The 22,629-nt window shown below is 74.7% G+C and carries 25 protein-coding genes; 8 read left to right on the forward strand and 17 right to left on the reverse strand.

Features of this window, described 5'->3' with window-relative positions:
• The first annotated feature begins 40 nt into the window (after nt 1–40).
• From FHX36_RS00230 to FHX36_RS22495, 3 genes are read left to right on the forward strand one after another with little or no spacing between them, the layout of a single operon-like run.
• Complete coding sequence (locus FHX36_RS00230; RefSeq protein WP_110551608.1) at nt 41–1,201, forward strand: acyl-CoA dehydrogenase family protein; 1,161 nt, start codon at nt 41–43, stop codon at nt 1,199–1,201.
• Nucleotides 1,198–2,253, forward strand: coding sequence for an acyl-CoA dehydrogenase family protein (locus FHX36_RS00235; protein WP_110551607.1), 1,056 nt, complete (start codon nt 1,198–1,200; stop codon nt 2,251–2,253). Before FHX36_RS00230 ends, FHX36_RS00235 begins: the two co-directional genes overlap by 4 nt.
• The gene (locus tag FHX36_RS22495; protein ID WP_181428712.1) at nt 2,250–2,861 is read left to right on the forward strand and encodes a GNAT family N-acetyltransferase; all 612 of its coding nucleotides are present in this window, start codon (nt 2,250–2,252) and stop codon (nt 2,859–2,861) included. The genes FHX36_RS00235 and FHX36_RS22495 overlap by 4 nt, the downstream gene beginning before the upstream one ends.
• A gap of 91 nt (nt 2,862–2,952) precedes the next feature.
• On the opposite strand, the gene FHX36_RS00245 is transcribed toward FHX36_RS22495, so the two are convergent.
• Both FHX36_RS00245 and FHX36_RS00250 read right to left on the reverse strand, forming a co-directional pair.
• Nucleotides 2,953–3,576 (reverse strand): hypothetical protein, encoded by a 624-nt coding sequence (locus FHX36_RS00245; protein ID WP_110551606.1) that lies wholly within the window; start codon nt 3,574–3,576, stop codon nt 2,953–2,955.
• Between the two features lie 186 nt (nt 3,577–3,762).
• Entirely contained in the window at nt 3,763–5,124 is a 1,362-nt protein-coding gene (locus tag FHX36_RS00250) for an alkaline phosphatase (protein ID WP_110551605.1), read from the reverse strand.
• 131 nt (nt 5,125–5,255) lie between these two features.
• Between FHX36_RS00250 and FHX36_RS00255 the strand changes: the two genes are divergently transcribed.
• Complete coding sequence (locus tag FHX36_RS00255) at nt 5,256–5,837, forward strand: TIGR03086 family metal-binding protein (RefSeq protein WP_110551604.1); 582 nt, start codon at nt 5,256–5,258, stop codon at nt 5,835–5,837.
• Between the two features lie 16 nt (nt 5,838–5,853).
• On the opposite strand, the gene FHX36_RS00260 is transcribed toward FHX36_RS00255, so the two are convergent.
• The 3 genes from FHX36_RS00260 to FHX36_RS00270 form a co-directional block, all read right to left on the reverse strand.
• A complete protein-coding gene (locus FHX36_RS00260) occupies nt 5,854–6,630 on the reverse strand; it encodes a DUF6308 family protein (protein WP_110551603.1) in 777 nt (258 codons plus the stop codon).
• Between the two features lie 11 nt (nt 6,631–6,641).
• On the reverse strand, nt 6,642–6,962 hold the full coding sequence (locus tag FHX36_RS00265; protein ID WP_110551602.1) for an EthD family reductase: 321 nt from the start codon (nt 6,960–6,962) through the stop codon (nt 6,642–6,644).
• 69 nt (nt 6,963–7,031) lie between these two features.
• A complete protein-coding gene (locus FHX36_RS00270) occupies nt 7,032–8,072 on the reverse strand; it encodes a glutathione S-transferase family protein (RefSeq protein WP_110551617.1) in 1,041 nt (346 codons plus the stop codon).
• A gap of 139 nt (nt 8,073–8,211) precedes the next feature.
• Between FHX36_RS00270 and FHX36_RS00275 the strand changes: the two genes are divergently transcribed.
• Nucleotides 8,212–8,454 carry a hypothetical protein gene (locus FHX36_RS00275; RefSeq protein ID WP_110551601.1) on the forward strand — a complete coding sequence of 81 codons (243 nt, stop codon included), beginning with the start codon at nt 8,212–8,214 and terminating at the stop codon, nt 8,452–8,454.
• Here the strand turns inward: FHX36_RS00275 and FHX36_RS00280 are convergent, their stop codons facing one another.
• On the reverse strand, nt 8,455–9,303 hold the full coding sequence (locus tag FHX36_RS00280) for a formate/nitrite transporter family protein (RefSeq protein ID WP_110551600.1): 849 nt from the start codon (nt 9,301–9,303) through the stop codon (nt 8,455–8,457).
• An 89-nt stretch (nt 9,304–9,392) separates the two neighbouring features.
• Nucleotides 9,393–9,692: a hypothetical protein gene (locus tag FHX36_RS00285; RefSeq protein WP_110551599.1), complete on the reverse strand. Its 300-nt coding sequence runs from the start codon at nt 9,690–9,692 to the stop codon at nt 9,393–9,395.
• A gap of 80 nt (nt 9,693–9,772) precedes the next feature.
• Here FHX36_RS00285 and FHX36_RS00290 point away from each other — a divergent pair, with 80 nt between their 5' ends.
• Nucleotides 9,773–10,030, forward strand: coding sequence for a hypothetical protein (locus tag FHX36_RS00290; RefSeq protein WP_181428711.1), 258 nt, complete (start codon nt 9,773–9,775; stop codon nt 10,028–10,030).
• A gap of 80 nt (nt 10,031–10,110) precedes the next feature.
• Here FHX36_RS00290 and FHX36_RS00295 read toward each other — a convergent pair whose 3' ends face one another.
• The 4 genes from FHX36_RS00295 to FHX36_RS00310 form a co-directional block, all read right to left on the reverse strand.
• Complete coding sequence (locus FHX36_RS00295; protein ID WP_220035879.1) at nt 10,111–10,701, reverse strand: helix-turn-helix domain-containing protein; 591 nt, start codon at nt 10,699–10,701, stop codon at nt 10,111–10,113.
• A 104-nt stretch (nt 10,702–10,805) separates the two neighbouring features.
• Entirely contained in the window at nt 10,806–12,647 is a 1,842-nt protein-coding gene (locus tag FHX36_RS00300; protein ID WP_220035878.1) for a glycoside hydrolase family 15 protein, read from the reverse strand.
• Nucleotides 12,644–13,537 carry a glucose 1-dehydrogenase gene (locus FHX36_RS00305; protein ID WP_110551613.1) on the reverse strand — a complete coding sequence of 298 codons (894 nt, stop codon included), beginning with the start codon at nt 13,535–13,537 and terminating at the stop codon, nt 12,644–12,646. Before FHX36_RS00305 ends, FHX36_RS00300 begins: the two co-directional genes overlap by 4 nt.
• 51 nt (nt 13,538–13,588) lie before the next feature.
• Nucleotides 13,589–15,178 (reverse strand): protein kinase domain-containing protein, encoded by a 1,590-nt coding sequence (locus tag FHX36_RS00310; RefSeq protein WP_110551598.1) that lies wholly within the window; start codon nt 15,176–15,178, stop codon nt 13,589–13,591.
• Between the two features lie 150 nt (nt 15,179–15,328).
• On the opposite strand from FHX36_RS00310, the gene FHX36_RS23725 reads away from it, so the two are divergent.
• A complete protein-coding gene (locus FHX36_RS23725) occupies nt 15,329–16,810 on the forward strand; it encodes an ATP-binding protein (RefSeq protein ID WP_110551597.1) in 1,482 nt (493 codons plus the stop codon).
• Here FHX36_RS23725 and FHX36_RS00320 read toward each other — a convergent pair.
• The 6 genes from FHX36_RS00320 to FHX36_RS00345 form a co-directional block, all read right to left on the reverse strand.
• Nucleotides 16,789–17,469 carry a class F sortase gene (locus FHX36_RS00320; RefSeq protein ID WP_183513412.1) on the reverse strand — a complete coding sequence of 227 codons (681 nt, stop codon included), beginning with the start codon at nt 17,467–17,469 and terminating at the stop codon, nt 16,789–16,791. The genes FHX36_RS23725 and FHX36_RS00320 overlap by 22 nt on opposite strands.
• Before the next feature lie 5 nt (nt 17,470–17,474).
• On the reverse strand, nt 17,475–17,885 hold the full coding sequence (locus FHX36_RS00325; RefSeq protein ID WP_183513413.1) for a hypothetical protein: 411 nt from the start codon (nt 17,883–17,885) through the stop codon (nt 17,475–17,477).
• A 115-nt stretch (nt 17,886–18,000) separates the two neighbouring features.
• Nucleotides 18,001–19,551 carry a protein kinase domain-containing protein gene (locus tag FHX36_RS00330; protein WP_343056535.1) on the reverse strand — a complete coding sequence of 517 codons (1,551 nt, stop codon included), beginning with the start codon at nt 19,549–19,551 and terminating at the stop codon, nt 18,001–18,003.
• A 142-nt stretch (nt 19,552–19,693) separates the two neighbouring features.
• Nucleotides 19,694–20,317: a hypothetical protein gene (locus FHX36_RS00335; RefSeq protein WP_110550631.1), complete on the reverse strand. Its 624-nt coding sequence runs from the start codon at nt 20,315–20,317 to the stop codon at nt 19,694–19,696.
• 198 nt (nt 20,318–20,515) lie between these two features.
• Entirely contained in the window at nt 20,516–21,349 is an 834-nt protein-coding gene (locus FHX36_RS00340; RefSeq protein ID WP_343056536.1) for a class F sortase, read from the reverse strand.
• Between the two features lie 11 nt (nt 21,350–21,360).
• Complete coding sequence (locus FHX36_RS00345; protein WP_110550639.1) at nt 21,361–21,774, reverse strand: excalibur calcium-binding domain-containing protein; 414 nt, start codon at nt 21,772–21,774, stop codon at nt 21,361–21,363.
• A gap of 313 nt (nt 21,775–22,087) precedes the next feature.
• Here FHX36_RS00345 and FHX36_RS00350 point away from each other — a divergent pair, with 313 nt between their 5' ends.
• Nucleotides 22,088–22,618, forward strand: a complete 531-nt coding sequence (locus FHX36_RS00350; protein ID WP_110550629.1) for an NUDIX hydrolase family protein — start codon at nt 22,088–22,090, stop codon at nt 22,616–22,618.
• Nucleotides 22,619–22,629 lie beyond the last annotated feature (11 nt).

Raw genomic sequence — 22,629 nt, forward strand, 5'->3', positions numbered from 1 at the left:
GAGGGGGTGGGCGGCCGGCGGCTGTGGTCTGATCGCCGGTATGCCGTCGACGCTGACGCTCGCCCCGGTCGTCCCGTCCGCCGCGGCGGAGCAGGTGCGGGCCGAGGTGCGCGAGTTCCTCGCCGCCGAGCTCGCCGCGGGCACGTTCACCACCCACGTCGACACCTGGCTCTCCGGCGTCGACCCGGCGTTCTCCCGCAAGCTCGGTGAGCGCGGCTGGCTCGGGATGACCTGGCCGCGGCGCTACGGCGGGCACGAACGGACGGCGATGGAGCGCTACGCCGTCACCGAGGAGCTGCTCGCCGCCGGTGCCCCGGTGGCCGCGCACTGGATCGCCGACCGGCAGTCCGGGCCGAACCTGCTGCGGTACGGCACCGAGGCGCAGCGCGCGGAGATCCTGCCGCGCATCGCGGCGGGGGAGTGCTACTTCGTCATCGGGATGAGCGAGCCGGACAGCGGCTCGGACCTCGCCTCGATCCGCACCCGCGCCACCCGCAACGGCGACGGCGACTGGGTGGTCAACGGTGCGAAGGTGTGGACGTCGAACGCCCACACCAGCCACTACGCGATCACCCTGGTGCGCACCTCGCCGGCCGACCCGGCCCACCGGCACGCGGGGCTGTCGCAGCTGCTGGTCGACCTGTCGCTGCCGGGCATCACGGTCAACCCGATCCGCATCCTGGACGGCGGCCACCACTTCAACGAGGTGGTGTTCGACGACGTCGTCGTGCCCGGCGACATGCTGCTGGGCGAGGAGGGCAACGGCTGGCACCAGGTGACCGCCGAGCTGGCGTTCGAGCGCTCCGGGCCGGAGCGGTTCCTGTCGACCTACCCGCTGATCGCCGAGTTCGCCCGCCGGGTCGCCGACTCCGGTGACCCGGCCCAGCTCGCCACCCTCGGCCGGGTCTCCGCCCGGCTGCTCGCGCTGCGCCAGCTGTCGCTGCGGATCGCCGGCGCCCTGGACCGCGGTGAGCTGCCGGACATCCCGGCCGCCCTGGTGAAGGACGTGGGGACGACGTTCGAGGCCGACGTGATCGACGAGGTGCGCCGGGCGGTCGACGTCCCGGCATCGCTGGACAGCCCCGATCCGCTCGGCCGGGCGCTGGCCGAGGCGCAGCTGCACGCGCCGGGCTACACGCTGCGCGGCGGCACCAACGAGATCCTCAGAGGGATCGTGGCGCGCGGGCTGGGGCTGCGATGAGGGACCTGGTGGTCGCCACGGTGCGCGACATCCTGGCGGCGCACGAGCCGTTCGTGCTCACCCGCGAACGCCCCTGGGACTCCGGTCTGTGGGCGGAGCTGGCCGAGGCCGGGCTGACCGGCGTCGGCATCCCCGAGGAGGCCGGCGGCTCCGGCGGCGAGCTGGCCGACGCGGTGGCGATCGTGGCGACGCTGGCCGCCGGTGCCGCCGCCGTGCCGGTCGCCGAGCAGCTGCTGGTCGCCGCGCCCGCCGTCCTCGCCGCCGACCTCGACCTGCCCGCGCCCGACGAGCCGCTGTCCGCCGCGGTCGACGGTGCGGTCACCGCCGAGCCGCGCGACGACGGCGACGGCCCGGGCAGCTGGACGCTCATCGGGACGGCGACCGACGTGGCCTGGGCCGGGGTCGCGCAGCACCTCGTCGTGCTGGCCGGCAGCCCCGTCGGGCCGGTGCTCGCGCTGGTCGACGTCGCCGGCCGGGAGACGACGCACGCCGCCAACCTGGCCGGCGAGCCGCGCGGTTCGCTGGTGCTGCAGGGCGTCACCGCCGCCGGGGCCCTGCTCACCGAGCGGCAGGCCGACGAGCTGCGTGCCCGGTACGCGCTGGCCCGCGCCGTGCAGCTGTCCGCGGCACTGGAGCAGGTGCTGGCCTGGACGGTGCAGTACGCGGGGGAGCGGCAGCAGTTCGGCCGCCCGCTCGGGAAGTTCCAGGCGGTGCAGATGCAGCTGGCCGAGATGGCCGGTGAGGTGACGGCGGTGGCGGCGCTGGTCGACTCCGCGGTGCAGGCCATCGAGCGCGGCGACTCCCCGGTGCTCGCCGCGGCGGCCGCGAAGGTGCGCGCGGGGTCGGCCGTCGAGGTGGTCGCCCGGCTCGCGCACCAGGTGCACGGCGCGATCGGCTTCACCCAGGAGCACCGGCTGCACCACCTCACCCGGCGCTGCTGGTCGTGGCGGGACGAGGCCGGCACCGAGACGGCGTGGGCCCGGGTGCTCGGTGCGGGCCTGCTCGCCGACGGACCCGACGCGCTGTGGCCGGCCCTCACCCGGGTGCTGTGACGACGATCCGGCCCTACCGCCCGGCCGACCGGGCGGCGGTCTACGACGTCTGCGTGCGCACCGCCGACGCCGGTGGCGACGCCCGCGGGCAGTGGTCGACCGACGACCTGATGCCCGACCTGTTCGCCGGCCCCTACGTCGACCTCGAGCCGGCGATGGCGTTCGTGCTGGACGACGGCGAGCGGGTGGTCGGCTACGTCATCGGCACCGCGGACACCGCCGGGTTCGCCGGGCGGCTGCGCACCGAGTGGCTGCCACGGGTGACCGACCGCTACCCGCGCCCGCCCGACCCACCGCGCGGGCCGGAGGACGAGCTGGTCGGGCTGCTGTACCGGCCGGAGCGGCTGCTGGTGCCCGAGCTGGCGGCGTACCCGGCGCACCTGCACATCGACCTGCTGCCCTCGCACCAGGGCGCCGGGCACGGCCGGGCGCTGATCGACACGTTCCGCGCCGCCGCGGCCCGGGCCGGTGCCCCGGCGCTGCACGTCGGCGTCTCGTCGGAGAACCGCCGGGCGCTGGGCTTCTACGCGCGGTTGGGCTTCACCCCGATCCCGGTCGCCGACCCCGGCCGCGCCGTCTACCTGGGCCTCCCGACCTCCTGGGATTGACTTCCGGCGCCGAAAGTCCATCCCGAGGGTTCGCTTTCGGCGCCGAAAGCGAAGAACCAGCCACAGCTCTCGGCGGAGAGAAGGGTGGTCCTCACACGGTCTCCGGGATGCGGAGGTGGGCGACGACGAGGTCGAGCTCGGCGACCTCGGTGATCCGCCCGCCCATCTCGCGGGCGTACTCCGCCTGCAGCACGTCGGCCTGCTGGGCGGCGGCCGACATCGCCTCGTGGTCGACGTAGGTGACCGCGGCGACGGCCCGGCCGGCCAGTCGGTCGACCATCAGGCTGACGCTGGAGAAGCCGACCAGCTCCTCGATGCGGGGGAGCAGCGTCACCCGGAACGTGGCGATGTCCTCGTCCATCGTGGCCGGGTCGCGCAGCGCGCTCCAGGTGACCCGGGCCGCGGACCGCTCACCGGAGGGCCGCGCGCGGTGCATCACGGCGACCTCCCACTGACCCACCACCGGCACCGCACCGAGGATCTTGCCGAGCCGGGCGCGGCTGGCCCGCATCCCGTCGGCGCTGGCGAGCATGGACTGCTCGGTCTCCCAGCCGGTGGTGACGATGCAGCGGCCGGAGCGGTGCCCGACGAGCATCGACATCCCGGTGCAGCCGTCGAGCCCGGTGGTCGAGGGCAGCCACTCGTCGCGGACGAAGGCGATCGCCTGGTCGACGGTTCGCGGGTTCCCGCGCAGGGTGGCGGTTCTGGCGTACATCCGCGCTTCCTCTCCGGACGGGCGGCGCCCCGGCAGCACCACCGCAGGTGAACCCTCCGCCCGGAACCTCCTGCCCGGTCCGGACGCCCGGCTCGCAGCACCGGCCAGGACGGCGAGCCCCAGCGGAGCGGGGTCGGGTGGTGACGCGCAGGCAGGGCCGCTCGGAGCGGCCCTGCCCGCCCGTCGTCAGCCGAGCAGCACGTCGCGCACGACCTCGTGCAGCCGGGTGTTCGGGTAGTAGCCGGTGAGCGCCCGGCTGCCCGGGCCCTCGGCGGTCACGACCGTGGGCGCGCCGGTGTGCCCGGTCGTCGTCCAGTCCAGCGCGAAGTCGTAGCCGCCGTCGGTGCCGGCGACGTAGAACGGGCCGTCCTCGCCGGACTCCGTCGTCCCCTCGGCCGCGGTCTCCTGCGGCAGCGTCCCGCCGGGGCCGCTCTCGTCGGTGGGGTCGACGTCCTCGATGGTGAGCCCGCCGCACTCGTGGTCGCCGGTGACGATCAGCAGCGTGTCCGGGTGCTCGGCCACGTAGGCGCGGGCGACCTCGACAGCGGCGTCCAGCGAGCGCATCGACTCGAGCATCCGGGCGCCGTTGTTGTTGTGGCTCATCTCGTCCACCGCCTCCTCCTCGATGAGCAGGAAGAAGCCGTCCTCGTCCTGGGACAGGATCTCCAGGGCGCGGGTCGCCATGTCCGCCAGCGGGACGACGGGGTCGAACTCGTCGCCCTGGCCCTCGGGCCGCTGCTGGAACATCTCCTCGTTGGCGAACAGGCCGAGCAGCTGGTCGCCCTCGGCGGCGGCGAACTCCTCGGGGGTGCTCACGTACTCGTAGCCCAGCTCCTGCGCCCGGGCGACCAGGTCGCCCTGGGTGCTGCGGGAGACCTCCGGGTCCTCGGGGTCACCGGCGCGCGGCGGGTAGGTGCCCTCGTCGCCGGCGGGCAGCCACCAGTCCTCGCCGCCGCCCAGGATCACCTGGGGCTTGGTGACCTCGAGGTACTGCCGGGCGATGTCGTCCTGGGCGCTGCGGTTCACCGAGTTGCTGAAGAAGGCGGCCGGGCTCGCGTCGGTGACCTGCGCCGTCGTCACCAGGCCGGTGGCCAGCCCGGCCTGCTGCGCCTCGCCGCCGATGGTGGGCAGCGGGTTGCCGGCCAGGTCGACGCTGATCGCGCCGTTGTAGGTCTTGACCCCGGTTGCCCAGGCGCTCGCGCTGGCCGCGGAGTCGGTGATGGTGTCCTCGGGGTCGCGGGCGTCGGTGGTCTGCAGCCCGGCGATGGGCAGCGAGTCCATCGCCAGCTGCCCGTCGAAGCCCTCCTGGTCGAGCCGGGCGGCCTCCCGGTGCGCGGCGGCCATGCCGTCGCCGTTCACGAAGATGACGCTGCGCGCGTCCTTGCCGTGGCCGTGGCCGTGGCCGTGGCCGTTCCCCGGGCCGTTCCCGTGCCCGCCGCCGCCGGCCGACGCGGACGGCGCCAGGACGACGACGGTGCCGACGAGCGCGGCGGCCAGGCAGACGGGCAGTGCGCGGCGCCGCAGGCGCCGGGTGGTGGTGGTCGACATCGGACGCTCCCTGGTGCGGGCACCGTCGCCCGCGGTCGGTGTGGGTCGAGCTGTGAGCAGCCTGCGAGCCACGCCGGGCGACACGCCAGCCCCGAGCGATGACTTCCGCCGGCCGATCCGGTCTCTGCGGCATGACGACACCGCCCGATCTCGCCCCCGCCGTCGCGGAGGCCGCCCGCACGGTGGCCGGCGTCCGCGACGACCAGCTGACCGCGCCCACCCCGTGCGCGGGGATGCCGGTGGCCGCCCTGCTGGACCACCTGCACGGGGCCGCGGTCGGTCTGCGGCTGGCCGCGCTGAAGCAGCCGACGGGCGCACCGGAGCCCTCGGCCGAGTCGCTGCCGGCCGACTGGCGCACCCGCATCCCACCCGAGCTCGACGAGCTGGCGCACGCCTGGCGCGACCCGGCGGCGTGGGAGGGGAGTGCGGAGGCCGGTGGCGTGCCGCTGCCCGCGAGGTGGGCCGGCCTGGTGACGCTGAACGAGGTGCTGGTGCACGGCTGGGACCTGGCCGTCGCCACCGGCCAGCCCTACCGGCCCGACCCCGCCGCGGCGCAGACCTGCCTGGACTACGCGCACGAGTTCGCCGCGGCGGTCCCGGAGGCCCGGGACACCATCTACGGTCCGGTGGTGCCGGTGCCCGACGACGCCCCGGTGTTCGACCGGCTGCTCGGCGCCACCGGCCGCGACCCGCGCTGGACGCCGCCGGCCTGAGCGCGGCGGCGGGCGATCAGCGGCTGACCGGCTCGGGGGAGAAGCGCCGCCACTCGTCGGTCGCCGTCCCCAGACCGACCGCCGTCGTCATCCGCAGCGTCGCGGTCAGCCAGAGCAGCAGGTCGTGCAGCCGCAGCCGGGTGAGCGGGACGTCGGGGGCGAGCAGCCGCGCCACCGCCGCCTCGAGGGCGGCGAACGCCTCCGCGTTGGCGCGCAGTTCCCGGTGGACGACGGCCGCGACGCCGCTGTCGCCCTCGCGCAGGTGCGGCACCGCCTGCAGCCAGGTGGTGCGGGTGACCAGCGGCACCAGCTCGGGACGGCGGTGGTGCAGCGCGGCGACGACGTAGCGGTCGTGCGGCCCGGGCGGCTCGCCCAGCTCCCGCAGCGCCGCGCCCACGGTGCCGGGTTCGCCGAGCACCGACAGCTCGTCGTCGGGCAGCTCCCAGAACGGCCGGCCGGCGGCGTGCGCCACGGCGGCGTCGGCCCGCGGCTGCACGTCGTCCAGCGCGCGGCGCACCGCCGACCAGCCGTCCGGGTCGAGCCGGCCGTGCAGACCCTCGGCGACGAGCACGTCGTCGTCCGCGAGCGGTCCCGAGGGCACCGGCCGGCGGTCGAAGCGCTCGTAGCCGAAGGCGGCCACCTGCACCCAGCGCCCCTCGCGCTCGATCGGCGAGCGGTAGCGCAGCGGCCGCCGTCCCCGGGCGTAGCCGAGGACGGCGGCCAGGGCGGTCTCCCACGGCAGCGGGTCGGGACCCGCGGTGGGGAGCTCGAACGCCGGCCGGTCGGGGGGCATGGCGGAGCGGGTCAGCCCGCCGGGCTGACGTCGTCCACGTCGAAGGCGGCCATGCTCGCCCCACCGGTGGCGAAGGTGGAGACGTCGACCCCGGCGGCCCGCCCGGCCTCGGAGCCCATGCCCGCGGCCATCGCCTCGGCGGACTCGAAGTCCAGCTCGGCGATCAGGTAGGGCGCCGGCGTGGTCGGGTCCATCGAGGCCGGGTGGCCGATGGTGAACCGGAGCAGGCCGGGGATCGCCTGCGCGAGCCCGACGTGCACCTCCCGGTAGTGCCGGTCGAACTCCGCCGGGTCGGTCGGCTGGCCGTACTGGACGACGAGTCTGTGCACCACTGCGTTCTCCTCCTGGGGTGTCCGGGCTGCGCTGCCCGGGCGCTGGTCATCACATCAGACGGCAGGTGGTCAGCGGTGGCCGATGCCGCCCGGGCCGTGCTCGGCCGGCACCTCCTCGCCGGCGGCGACCGGGCCGGGCGGGGTGCCGTCGCCGAACGGGCTGCCGCCGAGCTCCTCGCGGTGGTGCGGGGTCAGCCAGTTCGAGGTGTCCGGCCCCTTCGGGATGATCTGCGTCGGGTTGATGTCGGCGTGGACGACGTAGTAGTGCTCCTTGATCTGCGGGAAGTCGGTGGTGTCACCGAACCCCGGGGTCTGGAACAGGTCGCGCGCGTAGGCCCACAGCACCGGCATCTCGGCCAGCTTCTGCCGGTTGGCCTTGAAGTGGCCGTGGTAGACGGGGTCGAAGCGGGCCAGCGTGGTGAACAGCCGGACGTCGGCCTCGGTGATCGTGTCGCCCATCAGGTAGCGGCGGGTGCTCAGCCGCTCCTCCAGCCAGTCCAGCGCCGTCCAGAGCCGGTCGTAGGCCTTGTCGTAGGCGCGCTGCGAGCCGGCGAACCCGCAGCGGTAGACGCCGTTGTTGACCTCGGTGAACACCCGCTCGATGACCTCGTCCATCTCCGCGCGCAGGTGCTCGGGGTAGAGGTCCGGGGCGCCGTCGCGGTGGAACTGCGTCCACTCCGAGGAGAAGTCCAGGGTCATCTGCTTGAAGTCGTTGGTGACGACGGCCCTGGTCGGGATGTCGACCATGGCCGGCACGGTGATGCCGCGTGGGTACTCCGGGTCGCGGGCGAAGAAGGCCTCCTGCAGCCGCTCGTAGCCCAGCACCGGGTCGCGGCCGCCGGGGTCGAGGTCGAAGGTCCAGCTGCGCTCGTCGTGAGTCGGGCCGCAGATGCCCATCGAGATCACCGGCTCGAGCCCGAGCAGCCGCCGGACGATCGCCGCGCGGTTGGCCCACGGGCAGGCCCGGGCGATGACCAGCCGGTAGCGGCCGGCCTCCACGGGCCAGCCGCTGGAGCCGTCGGCGGTGATCCGGTCGGTGATGTAGTTCTGGTCGCGCTGGTACTCCTGGCCGGGTGCGACGTAGCCGCTGCCGCTCTGTTCGGTGCTCACGTCCCCACCCTCCCCGAGCGGGTGCCGCAGCGCTCGGTGGGCCCGGCCGCCGTTGCGCGCGGACGCACCCGTCGCGGGCCGGGACACGTGCACCCGGGCGCAACCGCGGTGCAGGCCGCGGGTCGCCTAGCCTGGGGTCATGGCCGCAGCCCCGTTCCGCCCGCCCTGGTTCGGCAACGTCGGGGTGCAGGTGCTCGCCGGGATCGCGGTCGTCTACAACCTGTACCAGCTCGTCACCAAGGTCATCGACGAGCAGTACGGCGAGGCGTTCCTCAGCTTCGCGTGGACCGTGGTCTTCGGTTACGTGCTGCTGGAGTCGCTGCGGGCGCGCAAGGCCCAGCAGACCGCCGTCGACGACGAGCCGGCCGAGAACACCGACTGATCAGGCCCGCTCGGCGTCCGGCGCCGAGGTGGTCGCCGCCTCGTCGGGCTGGTCGCGCAGGAACAGGTACCAGTAGGACGTCGACACGAAGACCACCGCGCCGACCAGGTTGCCCACGCCGGCGAACAGCCAGTTGAGCAGCACGTCGCCCCAGCCGAGGTCCGGCACCCCGGCGAAGACGGCCGCGGGCAGGAAGAACATGTTGGCGACGACGTGGTCGAAGCCCATCGCCACGAACGCCATGATCGGGAAGAAGATCGCCAGGATCTTTCCCGAGACGGTCTTCGACGCCAGCGACATCCACACCGCCAGGCAGACCAGCCAGTTGCAGCCGACCCCGCGCAGGAACGTCTGCCATGGCGACTCGCCCAGCGCCTTGCCCTCGGCGATCGCGGCGAGCCGCTCGTAGGTCAGCCCGGGGCTCCCGCTGGCCCCCGACTCGCCAATCACGCCGGTCTGCACGGCCAGGAAGTACGCCACCACCAGGGCGCCGATCAGGTTGCCGACCAGCACCAGCGTCAGGTTCCGGACGACGTCGCCCACGCTGATCTTGCCCCGCATGGCGCTCAGCGGGACGAGCATCATGTTGCCGGTGGCCAGGTCGGAGCCGGCGATGAGCACCAGCACCAGGCCGAGGGTGAACGCCGCACCCATGAACAGCGTCGGCAGCGTGCCCCAGGTCTCCGGGTCCAGGCCCGAGGAGACGGTGATCGCCACCAGCGCGCCGAAGGAGATGTAGGCGCCGGCTAGGAAGGCGCTGACCAGCACCCGGTCCCAGCTGCGGTGGGTCTTCTTGGTCCCGGTCGCGACGGCGGCCTGGGCCATCTCCTGCGGTTCGCGGTCGGACATCGGTGCCTCCGGGGGACGCTCCCGCGGCCGTCTGCTCGGCCACCGGGACCAGCCTCGCGGGCCGGGCGCCGTCCTGCCAGGCGGGAGGGTCAGTAGGAGCCGCCGCCGTCGCTGCCGCCGCTGCTGCCGCCGTCGGAGCCGCCACCCCAGCCGCCACCCCAGCCGCCGCCGTCCCAGCCGCCGCCGGGGTGCCGGTCGTCCCCGTTCGCCCCGCCGTCCCCGGTCCAGGTGCTGCCGGTCGACCCGTCGGTGCCGTACCCGCCCTGCTGCCACTGCCGCCGGCGCTTCCAGCGGCGGTGGTCGCGCCGCGCGCTGACGACGACGAGCACCAGGACGGCGGTCATCGCCACGGCCATGAACGCGACCGGGATGAGGAAGAACGACGGCACCGGGGACCTCCGGCTCGGGGGAGAGGGTGAGCCTGCCAGCTGGACTGGCGCAGCAGCGAGCACCCCGACACGATCGCCGCGTGAAGATCATCGCGGTCCTCGTCGTGGTCGTCGTGGTGCTGGTCGTGATCGGCCGGCTGTCCAAGAGCTCCGGGACGTCGCGGCGCACGGACGCCGGCGGGTCCGGGTACGCGGGGGACGGCGGCGGGTGGCACGGGCACCACGGCGGGCACTCCTCCGACGGGAACGGCTCTGACGGGAACGGCTCTGACGGTGGTTCCGACGGCGGCTCGGGCGGCGGGGACGGCGGCGGTGGTGGTGGTGGCGGCGGGGACTGACCACCCCCTGCGCGAGTCGAGCTCTGCCCACAGGTGTGGGCAGAGCTCTAGCTCAGCGGGAGGACATGTCGCCGGCCGGGTCAGTCGTCGGCGGCGGACCGCGGCCGGGCACGGACGTGCATCCGCTCACCCTGCGGTCCGAACAGCGCCAGCAGCTCGACCGGCGCCGGGCCCGGGTTGGTCAGCGCGTGCGGCACGTGGGTGTCGAACTCGACCACCTCGCCCGGCATCAGCACCAGCTCCTGCTCGCCGAGGTACAGCACGAACCGGCCGTTGAGCACGTACAGCCACTCGTAGCCCTCGTGCGTCTTCAGCTCGAACCCGCCGGCCGGCCAGCCGGGCGGGACGATCAGCTTGTAGGCCTGCAGCCCGCCGGGGCGGCGGGTCAGCGGCAGCATCGTCATCCCGTTGCGCTCGACCGGGCGGGGGTGCACCCGGGGGTCGGACGACGGTGGCTCGTCGAGCAGCTGGTCCAGCGGCACCTGCAGCGCGCGGGTGAGCGGCAGCAGCAGCTCGAGGGTGGCCTTGCGCTGCCCGGACTCCAATCGGGACAGCGTGCTGACCGAGATGCCGGTGGTCTCCGACAGCTGGGTCAGCGTGGTGTCCTTGCGCTGGCGCAGCGCCCGCAGCCGGGGGCCGACCGCCTGCAGCACCGCATCGACGTCGCTCACCCACCCAGTTTGCCGCTGTGGCAACCCGGTTTGTCAACAAGCAACTCACTTTCGGCGCCGAATGTCAGGAGGCGGAGTTGGCTTTCGGCGCCGAAAGCGAAAGGTCAGGTGGCCTCAGAGACGGTGATCGCGGCGTTGACCAGCGCCAGGTGCGACAGCGCCTGCGGCAGGTTGCCCAGGAAGTCGCCGCTCGCCGGGTCGACCATCTCGGCCAGCAGCCCGACGTCGTTCGCGGTGGCCATCAGCTCGTCCATCAGCGCGCGGGCCTCGTCGACCCGCCCGCACAGCGTCAGCGCCGACACCAGCCAGAACGAGCAGGCCAGGAACGCCCCCTCCTCCTTCGCCGCCCCGCTGTAGCGGTGCAGGTACGGCCCGGTGCCGAGCTCGTCGCGCAGCGCGTCCAGCGTCGAGCTCATCCGCTCGCCCCGGTCGAAGCCGCTGATCGCGTGCAGCACGATCGAGGCGTCCAGCTGGTCGCTGCCCGGGAACCAGACGTAGGCGCCGCGCTCGGCAGACCAGCAGTTCTCCTCCACCCATGACCGGATCCGGGCGGCCTCGCTGCGCCAGCGGGAGTCGTCGCCGGGGACCTGCCCCGCGTCGGCGAGCTCGACGGCCTTGGTCAGCGCCATCCAGGCGCCGAGCTTGGACGTCGTGTAGTGCCGGTGCTCGGGCAGCTCCCACATGCCGGAGTCCTTGCTCTGCCACCGGTCGCAGGTCAGGTCGGCGATCTCGGCGAGCAGCCGGCCGGTCTCGGCGTCCAGCACGTTCCCGTGCTCGACGTACAGCGAGACGATGGCGAACAGGTCGCCGAACACCCCCAGCTGCAGCTGCGCGGCCGCGTTGTTGCCGCTCACCACGGGCGTCGAGCCGCGCCAGCCGGGGACGTCGCGGAACGTCGCCTCAGGCACCAGCCCGCCGTCGAGGGAGTAGACGACCTGCGGCTCGGGGCCGTGCCGGCGCACCGTGGACAGCAGCCAGCTGATCGCCCCGTGGGTCTCCTCGCGCAGGCCGAAACGGAACAGCGCGGTGAGCGCGTAGGCGGAGTCGCGCACCCAGGCGTAGCGGTAGTCCCAGTTCTTGCTCGTGGTCAGGCTCTCCGGCAGCGAGGTGGTCGCGGCGGCGACCATCGACCCGCTGGCGGCGTGGATGAGCTGCTTGAGCAGCAGGGTGCTGCGCCGGACGGCGTCCTCCCACGGGCCGGTCCAGGAGAACTCGCCCATCCAGGCGGTCCAGTTGTCGACGGTGCGGTCGACGCCCCGGTCGACGTCCTCGGCGGCCGGCAGGAACAGCGGCTCGCGCTCGGTGGCGACCAGGCCGAGCAGGTGCCGCGAGCCCGGCGAGGTGGTGAAGGTGACGTCGATCCGCCGGTCGCCGTCGGTGACCTCGTCGGCGTTGAGCGTGCGGACGGCGAGGGTCAGCCCGTCGACGCGCAGCACCGGGCCGTGCGCCGTCTGGTGCACCCACGGCGACACCGTGTTCAGGCAGGTGCCCGGCCGCACCGCGGCCCGCACCCGCACCGAGCCGGTGAGCCCCTCGATCCGGCGGGCCAGCTCGGACCACGGCAGGCGCCCGGCGATGCCGGAGTTCAGCGCGTCGGTGACCCGCACCGAGCCCGACGCGGTGGTGAAGGTCGTGGTGAGCACGTTGGTGTGCTCGACGTAGGACCGGACGACGGTGAAGTCCTCGTCCGGGCACAGCTCGATGCAGCCGCCGTTCTCCGCGTCCAGCAGCGCGCCGAACACCGGCGATGCGTCCATCTCCGGCAGCGGCAGCCAGTCGACGCGGCCGTCCCGGGCGATCAGCGCGATCGTGCGGCCGTCGCCGATCGCGGCGTAGGAGCGCAGGTCGGCGTAGCCCGCGTCGTCCCGCTCGTCGACCGGCGAGGCGACGGCGCCGTCCGCACCCCAGTGCAGGTGCGGACGGCGCCGGGGGTCGCCGGGGGTCACGGGGTCGGCATCCCACCGTTGACGTTGAGGGTCTCGCCGGTGACGTAGCTGGACTCCGGCGAGGCCAGGAAGACGTAGGCCGGGCCGAGCTCCGCCGGCTGCCCGGCGCGGCCCAGCGGGGTCTCCTTGCCGAACTCCGGCAGCGCCTCGGTGGGCTGGCCGCCGGTGGCCTGCAGCGGGGTCCAGAACGGACCGGGGGCCACGACGTTCACCCGGATCCCCTTGGGCGCGAGCTGCTGGGCCAGCGCCTTGCTCATCGTGTTGATCGCGGCCTTGGTGGTCGCGTAGTCGACCAGACCGGGGGCGGGGGAGTAGGCCTGGATGGAGCTGGTGTTGATGATCGTGGAGCCCGGGGGCAGGTGCGGCAGCGCCTCCTGGACGATCCAGAACAGCGCGTAGACGTTGGTCTTGAAGGTCGCGTCGAACTGCTCGGTGGTGACGTCGGCCAGGTCGTCGACCCAGGTCTGCTTGCCGGCGACGTTGGCGACGATGTCGATGCCGCCCAGGGCGTCCAGCGTGGTGTGCACCAGGGCGCGCGCCGCGGTCTCGTCGGAGATGTCGGCCGGGGCGAGCACCGCCTTGCGGCCGGCCTCCTCGATGAGCTGGGCGACCTCCTTGGCGTCGGACTCCTCGCTGGGGAGGTAGTTCAGGACGACGTCGGCGCCCTCGCGGGCGAAGGCGATGGCGGCGGCGCGGCCGATGCCGGAGTCGGCACCGGTGACCAGCGCCTTGCGGTCGGTGAGCCGGCCGGTGCCGCGGTAGCTCTGCTCGCCGTGGTCGGCGCCGGGCGTCAGGTCCTCCGCGAGCCCGGGGGCGTCCTGGTGCTGCTCGGGATAGCCGTCGGTGCGGTAGAGCGTGGTCGGGTCGGAGAAGGTGAACTGGTCGGCCATGACCTCAGCCGTGCCCCACCCGGCGGTGTGCCACACACCGCCCGGCAGCCGTCAGCCGTTCCCGCGGCCGCCGCCCCCGCCACCACCGGGGCCGCGCCAGTCGCCGACGTTCTCCTCGATCCACTCCTCGATCTCCTCGGGGGTGGTCGGGAAGGCCTCCTCACCGCCCCCGTCCTCCTCGGGTGCCGGCGCGGGGGCCGGCGCGGGTGCAGGGGCGGGAGCAGGGGCGGGAGCGGGCCGCGGGGTGGGGGTCGGGGTGGGCGTCGGCGGCGGCGGAGCGATCGCGTACGCCACCGTGACGATGGCGCCCGGCGTCAGCTGCCCGACCGGGTTGACCGTGAGCACCGAGTCGGCCGCCACGTCGGCGGTCTCCTGCGGCTGCAGGGCCACCTGCAGCTGCTTCGCCGTCAGCTCGGCCTGCACCTCGGCGACCGGGCGGCCGACGTAGTCGGCCAGCGCGAGGCCGACCAGCTCGACCGGCGGCGGGGCCGAGGTGGAGGTGGTCGTGGGTGCCGCGGCCGGCGGGTCCGGGCGGTCGGCGGCCACCGCGAGGAAGCCGGCGGTGCCGCCACCCACGACCAGCACGGTCAGCAGGGCGCCCACCAGGAACGGCCAGCGCCGGCGGGTGGGTTCGGGCTCCGGCTCGTCCTCGAGGGCGCGGAGCTCGGCCAGGTCGTGCACCTCGCCGTCCTGGGGGAGGACGAAGGCCCGGGTCGGCGGGAACGGCGGCGGCGGAGTGGGGGTGCGCACCGGCTCCGTCGTCCGGACCGCCGGCATCACCGCGGTCCGCGGGGCGTCGGCGCCCGCCGGCCGGCCGGCGATGACGTCGTCGATGGCGGCGCGGAAGGCGGCGCCGTCGGGGAAGCGCTGCTGCGGGTCCTTGACGATGGCCTGCTCGATCAGCCGGCGCACCGGCTCGGGGACGTGCGCCGGCAGCGGCGGCGGCACCTCGCGGATCTGCCGGAGCGCGATCTGGGTGGGCGTGCCGCCGTCGAAGCCGCGGTGCCCGGCGAGGCACTCGTAGCCGATCAGCCCCAGCGCGTAGACGTCGCTGGCCGGGCCGGCCCTCATGCCCTGCGCCTGCTCGGGCGAGAGGTAGTTGGCGGTGCCGATGACCTCGCCGGTCGCGGTGAGCGGGATGCTCGCCGCGGAGACGGCGACGCCGAAGTCGGTGAGCTTGACCGAGCCGTCGGAGCCGAGCAGCACGTTGCCGGGCTTGACGTCCCGGTGGACGACGCCGGCCGCGTGCGCGGCGCCCAGCCCGGCGGCGCTGTGCCGCAGCACCTCGAGGGTGCGGTCGACCGTCAGCCGGCGCTCGCGCTCCAGCACGGTCGACAGCGCCTCTCCGCGCACCAGCTCCATCACCAGGTAGGCCTGCTGCTCGCCGGCCGCGTCGAGCACCTCGCCGTAGTCGAACAGCGTCGCGATGTTCGGGTGCACCAGGCCGGCGGAGTGCTGGGACTCGGCGCGGAACCGGGCCAGGAACGTCGGGTCGGCGGTGTAGTCGCTGCGGAGCACCTTGACCGCGACGTCCCGGTTCAGCCGGGTGTCCCGCGCCCGCCACACCTGGCCCATGCCGCCGGTGGCGATGAGCTCGTCGAGCGCGTAGCGCCCACCGAGGAGCTGGCGGTCCGGGTCCACCTGGACATCCTGCCCCGCCCGGTACCGGGGTGGGGAGTCGGCACCGGCAGAAATGTGCGGACGGCGCCGTCCGGAAACCGCTGTTGCGCCGGCGGCCGCGCTGCCAGGCTGCCCCCGGACCACCGCCGCGGTGGCCGCGGAGGAGGACGTGTGGAGCGCAGCTGGGCGTCGTACGGGCCGATCGCGACGGAGGCACCGGTGGGTGCCGACGGCCGCCCGCTGCAGCTCGCCGACCTGGGCAAGCTCGCCCGCCGCGGCGTGCGGGCGGTGGCCCAGGCCGCGCGGGTCGACGACCGGGTCACCTTCGCCTCGCTGCTGGGCGGGCACCTGGGCCCCCGCGCCGCCGGGGCGGAGGTGGCCGAGGAGGCCTGGCCCGGCTACGAGCACGTCAACGTGCAGGCCGGGCTGGACGCCTGGCTCGCCGGGGCCGGGCGGTCCAGCCAGGTGGTCGGCGTGCTGGCCTTCCGGCACCAGCTGTTCGGGCTGGCCGAGCTGCTCACCATGACCGACCTCGGCCCGCACTCGCCGCGGCCGGGCAACGCGGCCACCGTCAACCTGCCGTGCGGTCCGGACGGCGCCACCCGGCCCTGCCTGCGCTGCGCGCTGGTGCTGGTCGAGCAGGACGGGGTGCGCACGGCGCTGCTCGTCCGCGGCCCCGAGCCGGAGATGGGGCTGGTGCAGGCCTCGGTGCAGGCGCTGAGCACGGACCCGGCGGCCGCCGGTGCGGCGCTGCGGGAGATCCGGGTGGCCGCCGACGAGCACAACGTCTTCCGGCGGCAGGTGCTCTCCTTCGGCCAGGAGGTGTTCGGCCACGGGCAGACGCTGCTGCAGTTCCACCGCCGCACGCAGCTGGACAGCGAGCAGCTGGTGCTCGACGCCGGGACGATGGCCGAGATCGAGCGGCAGGTGGTCGACGTCGCCCGGCACAAGGCGCGGCTGCTGGCCGCCGGGCAGCACCTCAAGCGCGGGCTGCTGCTGTACGGCCCGCCCGGGGTGGGCAAGACGCACACCGTCCGCTACTTGATCGGGCGGCTGGCCGAGACCACCGTCGTCCAGCTGACCGGCAACGCGCTGCACCTGATCGCCGAGGCGTGCTCGGTGGCCCGGTCGCTGCAGCCGGCGATGATCGTGGTCGAGGACGTCGACCTGATCGCCGAGGACCGCGGCATGCACCCCGGCCAGCACCCGCTGCTGTTCCAGCTGCTCAACGAGATGGACGGGCTGGCCGAGGACGCCGACGTGGTGTTCCTGCTGACCACCAACCGCGCCGACCTGCTGGAGCCGGCGCTCGCCGCGCGCCCGGGCCGGGTCGACCAGGCGGTCGAGCTGACGCTGCCCGACCGCGCCGCCCGGCGGGCGCTGTTCGACCTCTACCGCGGCTCGCTGGCGATGGACCTCGCCGGGCTGGACGACGTCCTGGACCGGACCGACGGGGTCACCGCCTCGTTCCTCAAGGAGCTGATCCGGCGGGCCGCGCTGTTCGCCGCCGATCGGACGGCGGACGGTGAGCTGCAGGTGTCGGCCGCGGACCTGACCAGCGCGCTGGACGAGCTGCTGGGCACCCGCAACGCGATGACCCGGACGCTGCTGGGCGCTCAGCCGACCAGCGCTCAGCCGACGAGGCTGGCGTAGACGACGACGTTGGTCGCGTAGTCGCCGGTCTCCGCGTCGAAGTCGCCGCCGCAGGTGATCAGCCGGAGACCGGCCCGGTCGATGTCGCCGTAGACCGTGCCGGACGGGAACTCGTCCTTGGTGTACTCGGCGACCCGGTCGACGACGAAGGTGGCGGTGCCGCCGTCGGCCCGGTCGATGAGCACCTCGTCGCCGGCGGTGAGGGTGTGCAGGCCCCAGAAGACGCCGGGGTCGCCTTCCCAGTCGACGTGCCCGGCGAGCACCGCGGGGCCCAGCTCGCCGGGCGTCGGGCTCTCGTCGAACCAGCCGGCCGGGTAGGCGCCGGGCGGCACCTCCATCGTCCCGTCGTCGGCCAGGCCGAGCGGCATCACCGCGGTCGTCACCCCGATCGCCGGGACGGTGATGCCGACCGGCTCGCTGCGCGGCAGCGGCGCGTGCTCGGCCGGTGCCGCCGGGGTCACCCGCATGCCGGCCCGGAAGGGCGGCGGCTCCAGCGCGTCGACGTCGACGGTGACCAGCGACCCGGCCACGGCGACCTCGGGGGCGGCGCCGGGCAGCAGCGCGAGCGCGGCCACGCCCAGCAGGGCAGAGAGGACGGCCGTCCCGGCCCAGGCGCGGGCGGCGCGGTGACGGGGCTCGGCGACGGCGCGGTGCGGCACCGGGGTCAGGCGCGGGACGCGCGGCGAGCGGCGACCGCGGCGCCGCCGGCCACCGCGAAGGCCAGCCCACCGACGACGTACCGCAGCGGGCTGCCGTCGTGCTCGAGCACCGGGCCGGCGGAGCTGCCGTCACCGGCGGCGACGGCACCGGCCGGCCGCGCGGCGACCTGCCCGGCGGGGGTCGCGGGCACCGGCGCGGCGGCGACGCTGCCGTAGGCCTGGGCCTCGCAGGCCTGGCCGTTGTCGTTGCCGTCCAGGTCGTTGGGGTCGGTGGGGTCGGCGTCGAGCACGACCTGCGCGGCGGCCTGGTTCGGGAAGTCCGCGCAGTCGAGGTCCGCGGCCGCGGCGGTGCCGGCCAGCGGGACGGAGACGGTGGCGGCCAGGACGGCGGCAGCGACGGCGCTGCGAACGCGCATGGGTGCTCCTCGATCGGACGGCGGATCGCGGAGAAGCTACGGAGACGCCGACGTCCCGGACAGCGGCCACCGGCGTGTCCGCGCAGCGCTGAGGCCGTGTCGTGACCTCGGCGGCTCAGCCGTCGTTCTTCCCGTTCCCCCGGCCGTTGCCGCCGGCGTTCCCGTTCCCGTTCCCGTTCCCGTTACCGGCGTTGCCGTTCCCGCCGCCCGCGTCCTCGGCTGCGTCGTCCGCGGCGTCCTCCGCGGCGTCCGCCGCGTCCTCGGCGGCGTCCGCCGCGTCCTCCGCTGCGTCACCACCGGTCGTCGGCTGGGTGGTGTCCGGGACCGGCGCCGGTGCCGGGGCGGCCGGCGGGGCGACGGCGTGGGTGACGGTGACCGGGCTGCCCGGCGCCAGCTCGCCGGTCGGGTCGACCGCGATGACCTGGTTGTCGGGCACGTCGGCCGTCTGCAGCGGGCGCAGGGTGACCACCAGCCCGCGCGCGGTCAGCTCGGCCTGCACCTCGGTGACCGGGCGGCCCACGAGGTCGGCGGTCGCCAGTGCGATCGCCTGGGGGGACGGGGTGGCCGGCGCTGCGCTGGTCGACGTCGGCGCCGGGGTGTCCGCCGCCGCCTCGCCGTCCCCGCTGCTGCCGGCCAGCTGCAGCCCGCCGGCGACCGCAGCAGCGGCGAGCAGGGTCAGCGCCCCGGCGAGCAGCCGGCGCCGGCGGCTCTGCGGGACGTCGGTCTCCGGCTCCGTTCCCGGCCCGGTGAGCGGGACGCCGCCCGGCAGGGTGCCCGTGGGGTCGGGAACGGCTGTCACCGCCGCGGTGGGCGCGAGCCGGCGGACCGGGCGCCCGGCGAGGACGTCGTCGATGGCGTCCCGGAACGCGGCGCCGTCCGGGAACCGCTGAGCGGGGTCCTTGGCCAGCGCGCCCTCGATCAGCGACCGCACCGGCGGTGGGACGTCGTCCGGGAGGGGCTCGGGGGTGCCGTTGAGCTGCAGCAGCACGACCTGCAGCGAGCTCTCCGCGTCGAACATCCTGCGCCCGGTGAGGCACTGGTAGCCGATGACGCCGAGCGCGTAGACGTCGCTGGCCGGGGTGGCGCGGGCGCCGGCGGCCTGCTCGGGGGAGAGGTAGTGCGGGGTGCCCATGACCTGGCCGGTCTGGGTCAGCGGCACCGTCGACCCGGAGACCGCGACGCCGAAGTCGGTGATCTTCACGGTGCCGTCGGAGCCGATGAGCACGTTGCCCGGCTTGACGTCGCGGTGGATCACCCCGGCGGCGTGCGCGGCGGCCAGCCCGGCGGCGCTCTGCCGGAGGACGTCGAGGGTGCGCTCGGGGGTCAGCGTGTGCTCGCGGTACAGCAACCCGGACAGCGACTCGCCGCGGACGAGCTCCATCACCAGGAAGGCGAGGTGCTCGTCGGTCGGGCCGGCCGGCGGCACCTCGCCGTAGTCGAACAGCGCGGCGATGTTGGGGTGCACCAGGCCGGCGGCCAGCCGGGCCTCGCCGCGGAAGCGGGTGAGGAAGGTCGGGTCGCCGGTGTACTCGCTGCGCAGCACCTTCACCGCGACGTCCCGGCCGAGCAGGGTGTCGTGGCCCTGCCAGACCTGGCCCATGCCCCCGGTGGCGATCAGCGCGACCAGCTCGTAGCGGCCGCCCAGGAGCCGGACGTCGGGGTGCACGCACGGTCCTCTCGTCGTCCCGCGGGCTTCCGGTACCGCTCGGGCTCGGTGCGAGCATCTCACCAGGGAGCGGCCGCGGCAGCGAGCCGGGCGACACCCGATCGTGGCCGGCCGGCGCGCGGACGCGCCGGCCGGCTCGCGATCAGACGGTCTCGGGCACGCGCAGGTGGGCGATGACCAGGTCGAACTCGGCGACCTCGGTGATCCGGGCGTCCATCGCGACGGCGAACTCCTCGCGCATGTCCGCGCCCATCTCCCGGGACGCCTCGAGCGACTCCCGGTCGCGGTAGGTGATCGCCGCGGTGGCCATCCCCGTGCCCCGGTCGACCATCAGGCTCACGCTGCAGAAGCCGGGCAGCTCCTCCATCCGCGACAGCAGGCTCATCCGGAAGGCGGCGACCACGTCGTCCATCTCCTCCCGGTCGACCTCGGCCCAGATGACCCGGGCGCAGGCTCCCTCGCCGGCAGGGTGCACCCGGTGCAGCACGGCGATCTCCCACTCGGCCACGTCGATGAGCTCGGCCCGCATGACCTCGGCGGCCTTGCTGCGGACGTCGCGGACGGTCTCCGCGCTGGCCCGCATCGCCTCGTCGGTGGCCCAGGCCGCGGTGACGATGCACCGGCCCTCCATGCGGTCGGCGAGCATCGACATCCCGACGCAGCCGCTCATGCCCTGCAGTGCCGGCCAGACGGTGTCCCGGACGTGGGCGATGCCGTCATCGACGGCCCGCGGGTCACCCCGGACGGTGGTGGTCCTGGCGTACATGCCAGTGCTCCTCCCTGGCGGTGCCCCGGCGGCATCGCCGCACCGACGACTGTCCTCGCGTGGTCGCCCGTTCGGAACCTCCCGCGTCCCCCGAAGATGGCCATCTCCGGCCGGTTCCCGGGCTCGCACCATGTGCGCTCCGGCCGGGTTGCTCGCGTCATCAGCCGGCCTCGACGCACTCTGTACGGGCGATCGACCTCAGTCGGTGACCGTCAGCGACGCGAACACGATGACGTTGTCCTCGTAGTCGCCGGAGTCGTCCTCGAACGCGCCTCCGCAGGTGATCAGCCGCAGGCCCGCGTACGGCAGGTCGCCGTAGACGTCGTCGCTGGGGAACGCGTCCTTGTCGTGTTCCTCGACCCGGTCGACCCGGAAGGTGGCGGTGGTGCCGTCGGCGCGGTCGATGACCACCTCGTCACCGGGCAGCAGTTCGCGCAGGCCGTAGAAGGCGCCGGGCTCGCCGCCCCAGTCGACGTGCCCGGCCAGGACGGCGGGACCCAGCTCTCCCGGGGTGGGGCTGCCGTCGTACCAGCCCACGGGGTAGGCGCCGGGTGGCACCTCCATGGACCCGTCCCGCTCCAGACCGAGGTCCATGACCGTCGAGGAGACGCGGAGGGCAGGGATCCGCACGCGCACCGGGTCGCTGGCCGGAAGCTGGAGGACCGGAGGTGCCACGGCTGTCGCGACCGCTGACGACGGCACCGGCACCGTGGCGGGGGCGGCGGCAGCCGCGACCGGTACGTCCTGCCGGACGGTCGTCGGCCCACCGGAGGGCGCGAGGAGGACGGCGGCGACGCCGGCTGCAGCCAGGACGCCGGAGGCACCGGCCCACAGCTGGGCGGCCCGGGGCCTGCCTTCCCGGGGAGCGCGGTGCCGCGATCGGTCGTATCGGGTGACGCGGGAGCACTGCAGCTCCGTCGACCCGGTCGACGGTCGGAGCGGCGGGGGATAGGCCCCCGTGATGCGCACCGGGCCAGCAGCCCGGGTCTCGACGAGACCCGGGCTGCTGGCCCGAGGTGCGCGGTGCTGCACGGCGAGTGGGATCAGGCGGTGGTGCGGGAGCTGCGACGCGCCGCCAGGGCTGCGCCGCCCGCGCCCGCGAACGCCAGGCCGCCGAGGACGTAGGGCAGCGTGCTGCCATCGGCGGAAGCGCTGCCGTCACCGGCGGCGACAGCACCGGCCGGACGGGCCGAGACCTGAGCGGCCCCGAGGACCGTGGTGTCCTCGCTGACTGCCTGCGCACCCGCGCCGCCGGGCAGCGTCTCGCACGCGATGCCGTCGCCGTCCCGGTCCAGGCCGTTCGGGTCACCCGGGGTCGCGTTGAACGCGGCCTGGGCGTCTGCTTGGGTGGCGAAGTCGCTGCAGTTGAGGTCGGCGGCGTTGGCCGTGCTGGTGAACCCGATGGACAGTGCGGCGCCGATCAGGACGCTCGCTGCGGCGGTGCTGCGAAGACGCATGGTCACTCCAGGGGATGGGGCGGTTGGTGACCTGACTCTCATCCGCTGGGGGCTCGATGCGTGACATCTGAACGGGTGTGTTCCGATACGGGCGCGGCGCCGAATTGGCACTTGTCGTCCTTGCGCCCCGCCTGGGAGAGGGAGGGCGCGGCCGCCGACCTGGCCCGGAAGGCGCAGACCTCGAAGATGGCCATCTTCGGGCCTCCCGCCGCCCCGAGAATGGCCATCTTCGGGGGCCGGGGAACGACGGACCGTGAGCGCTTGCACACCGGTTCCTGCCGCGCGGTCCCAGGGCATCAGCTAGACAGAGCGCATGACCGACGTGAACGTCTCCGATGCCGGCTGGCTCTCCCGGGAGGAGATGGACGCCGCCCGCGAGCGGCTGCCCATCCTCTACGTCGACGCGGTGCCGGTGCGGGTCGACGAGACGGGCACCGTGACCGCGGTCGGTCTGCTGCTGCGGATCGGCGAGGACGGCCAGGTCAAGCGCGCATTGGTGTCCGGGCGAGTGCTGTACCACGAGCGGGTCCGGTCGGCGCTGCTGCGCAACCTGGAGAAGGACCTCGGGCCGCTGGCCCTGCCGCGGGTGCCGCCCTCGCCGCAGCCGTTCACGATCGCCGAGTACTTCCCGACCCCGGGCGTGACGCCGTTCCACGACCCGCGGCAGCACGCGGTGTCGCTGGCCTACGTGATCCCCGTCGAGGGCGACTGCGCGCCGCAGCAGGACGCCCTCGAGTTGACCTGGTTCTCGCCCGACGAGGCCCGCGAGCCGGCCGTGCTCGCCGAGCTGGCCAACGGCCAGAGCACCCTGCTGCTGCAGGCGCTGGCGTCGCTCGGCGTCTGACGCGCCGGACG

Origin of the sequence: Modestobacter versicolor (assembly GCF_014195485.1) — a bacterium.
In the GTDB taxonomy this organism is placed as follows: domain Bacteria; phylum Actinomycetota; class Actinomycetes; order Mycobacteriales; family Geodermatophilaceae; genus Modestobacter; species Modestobacter versicolor.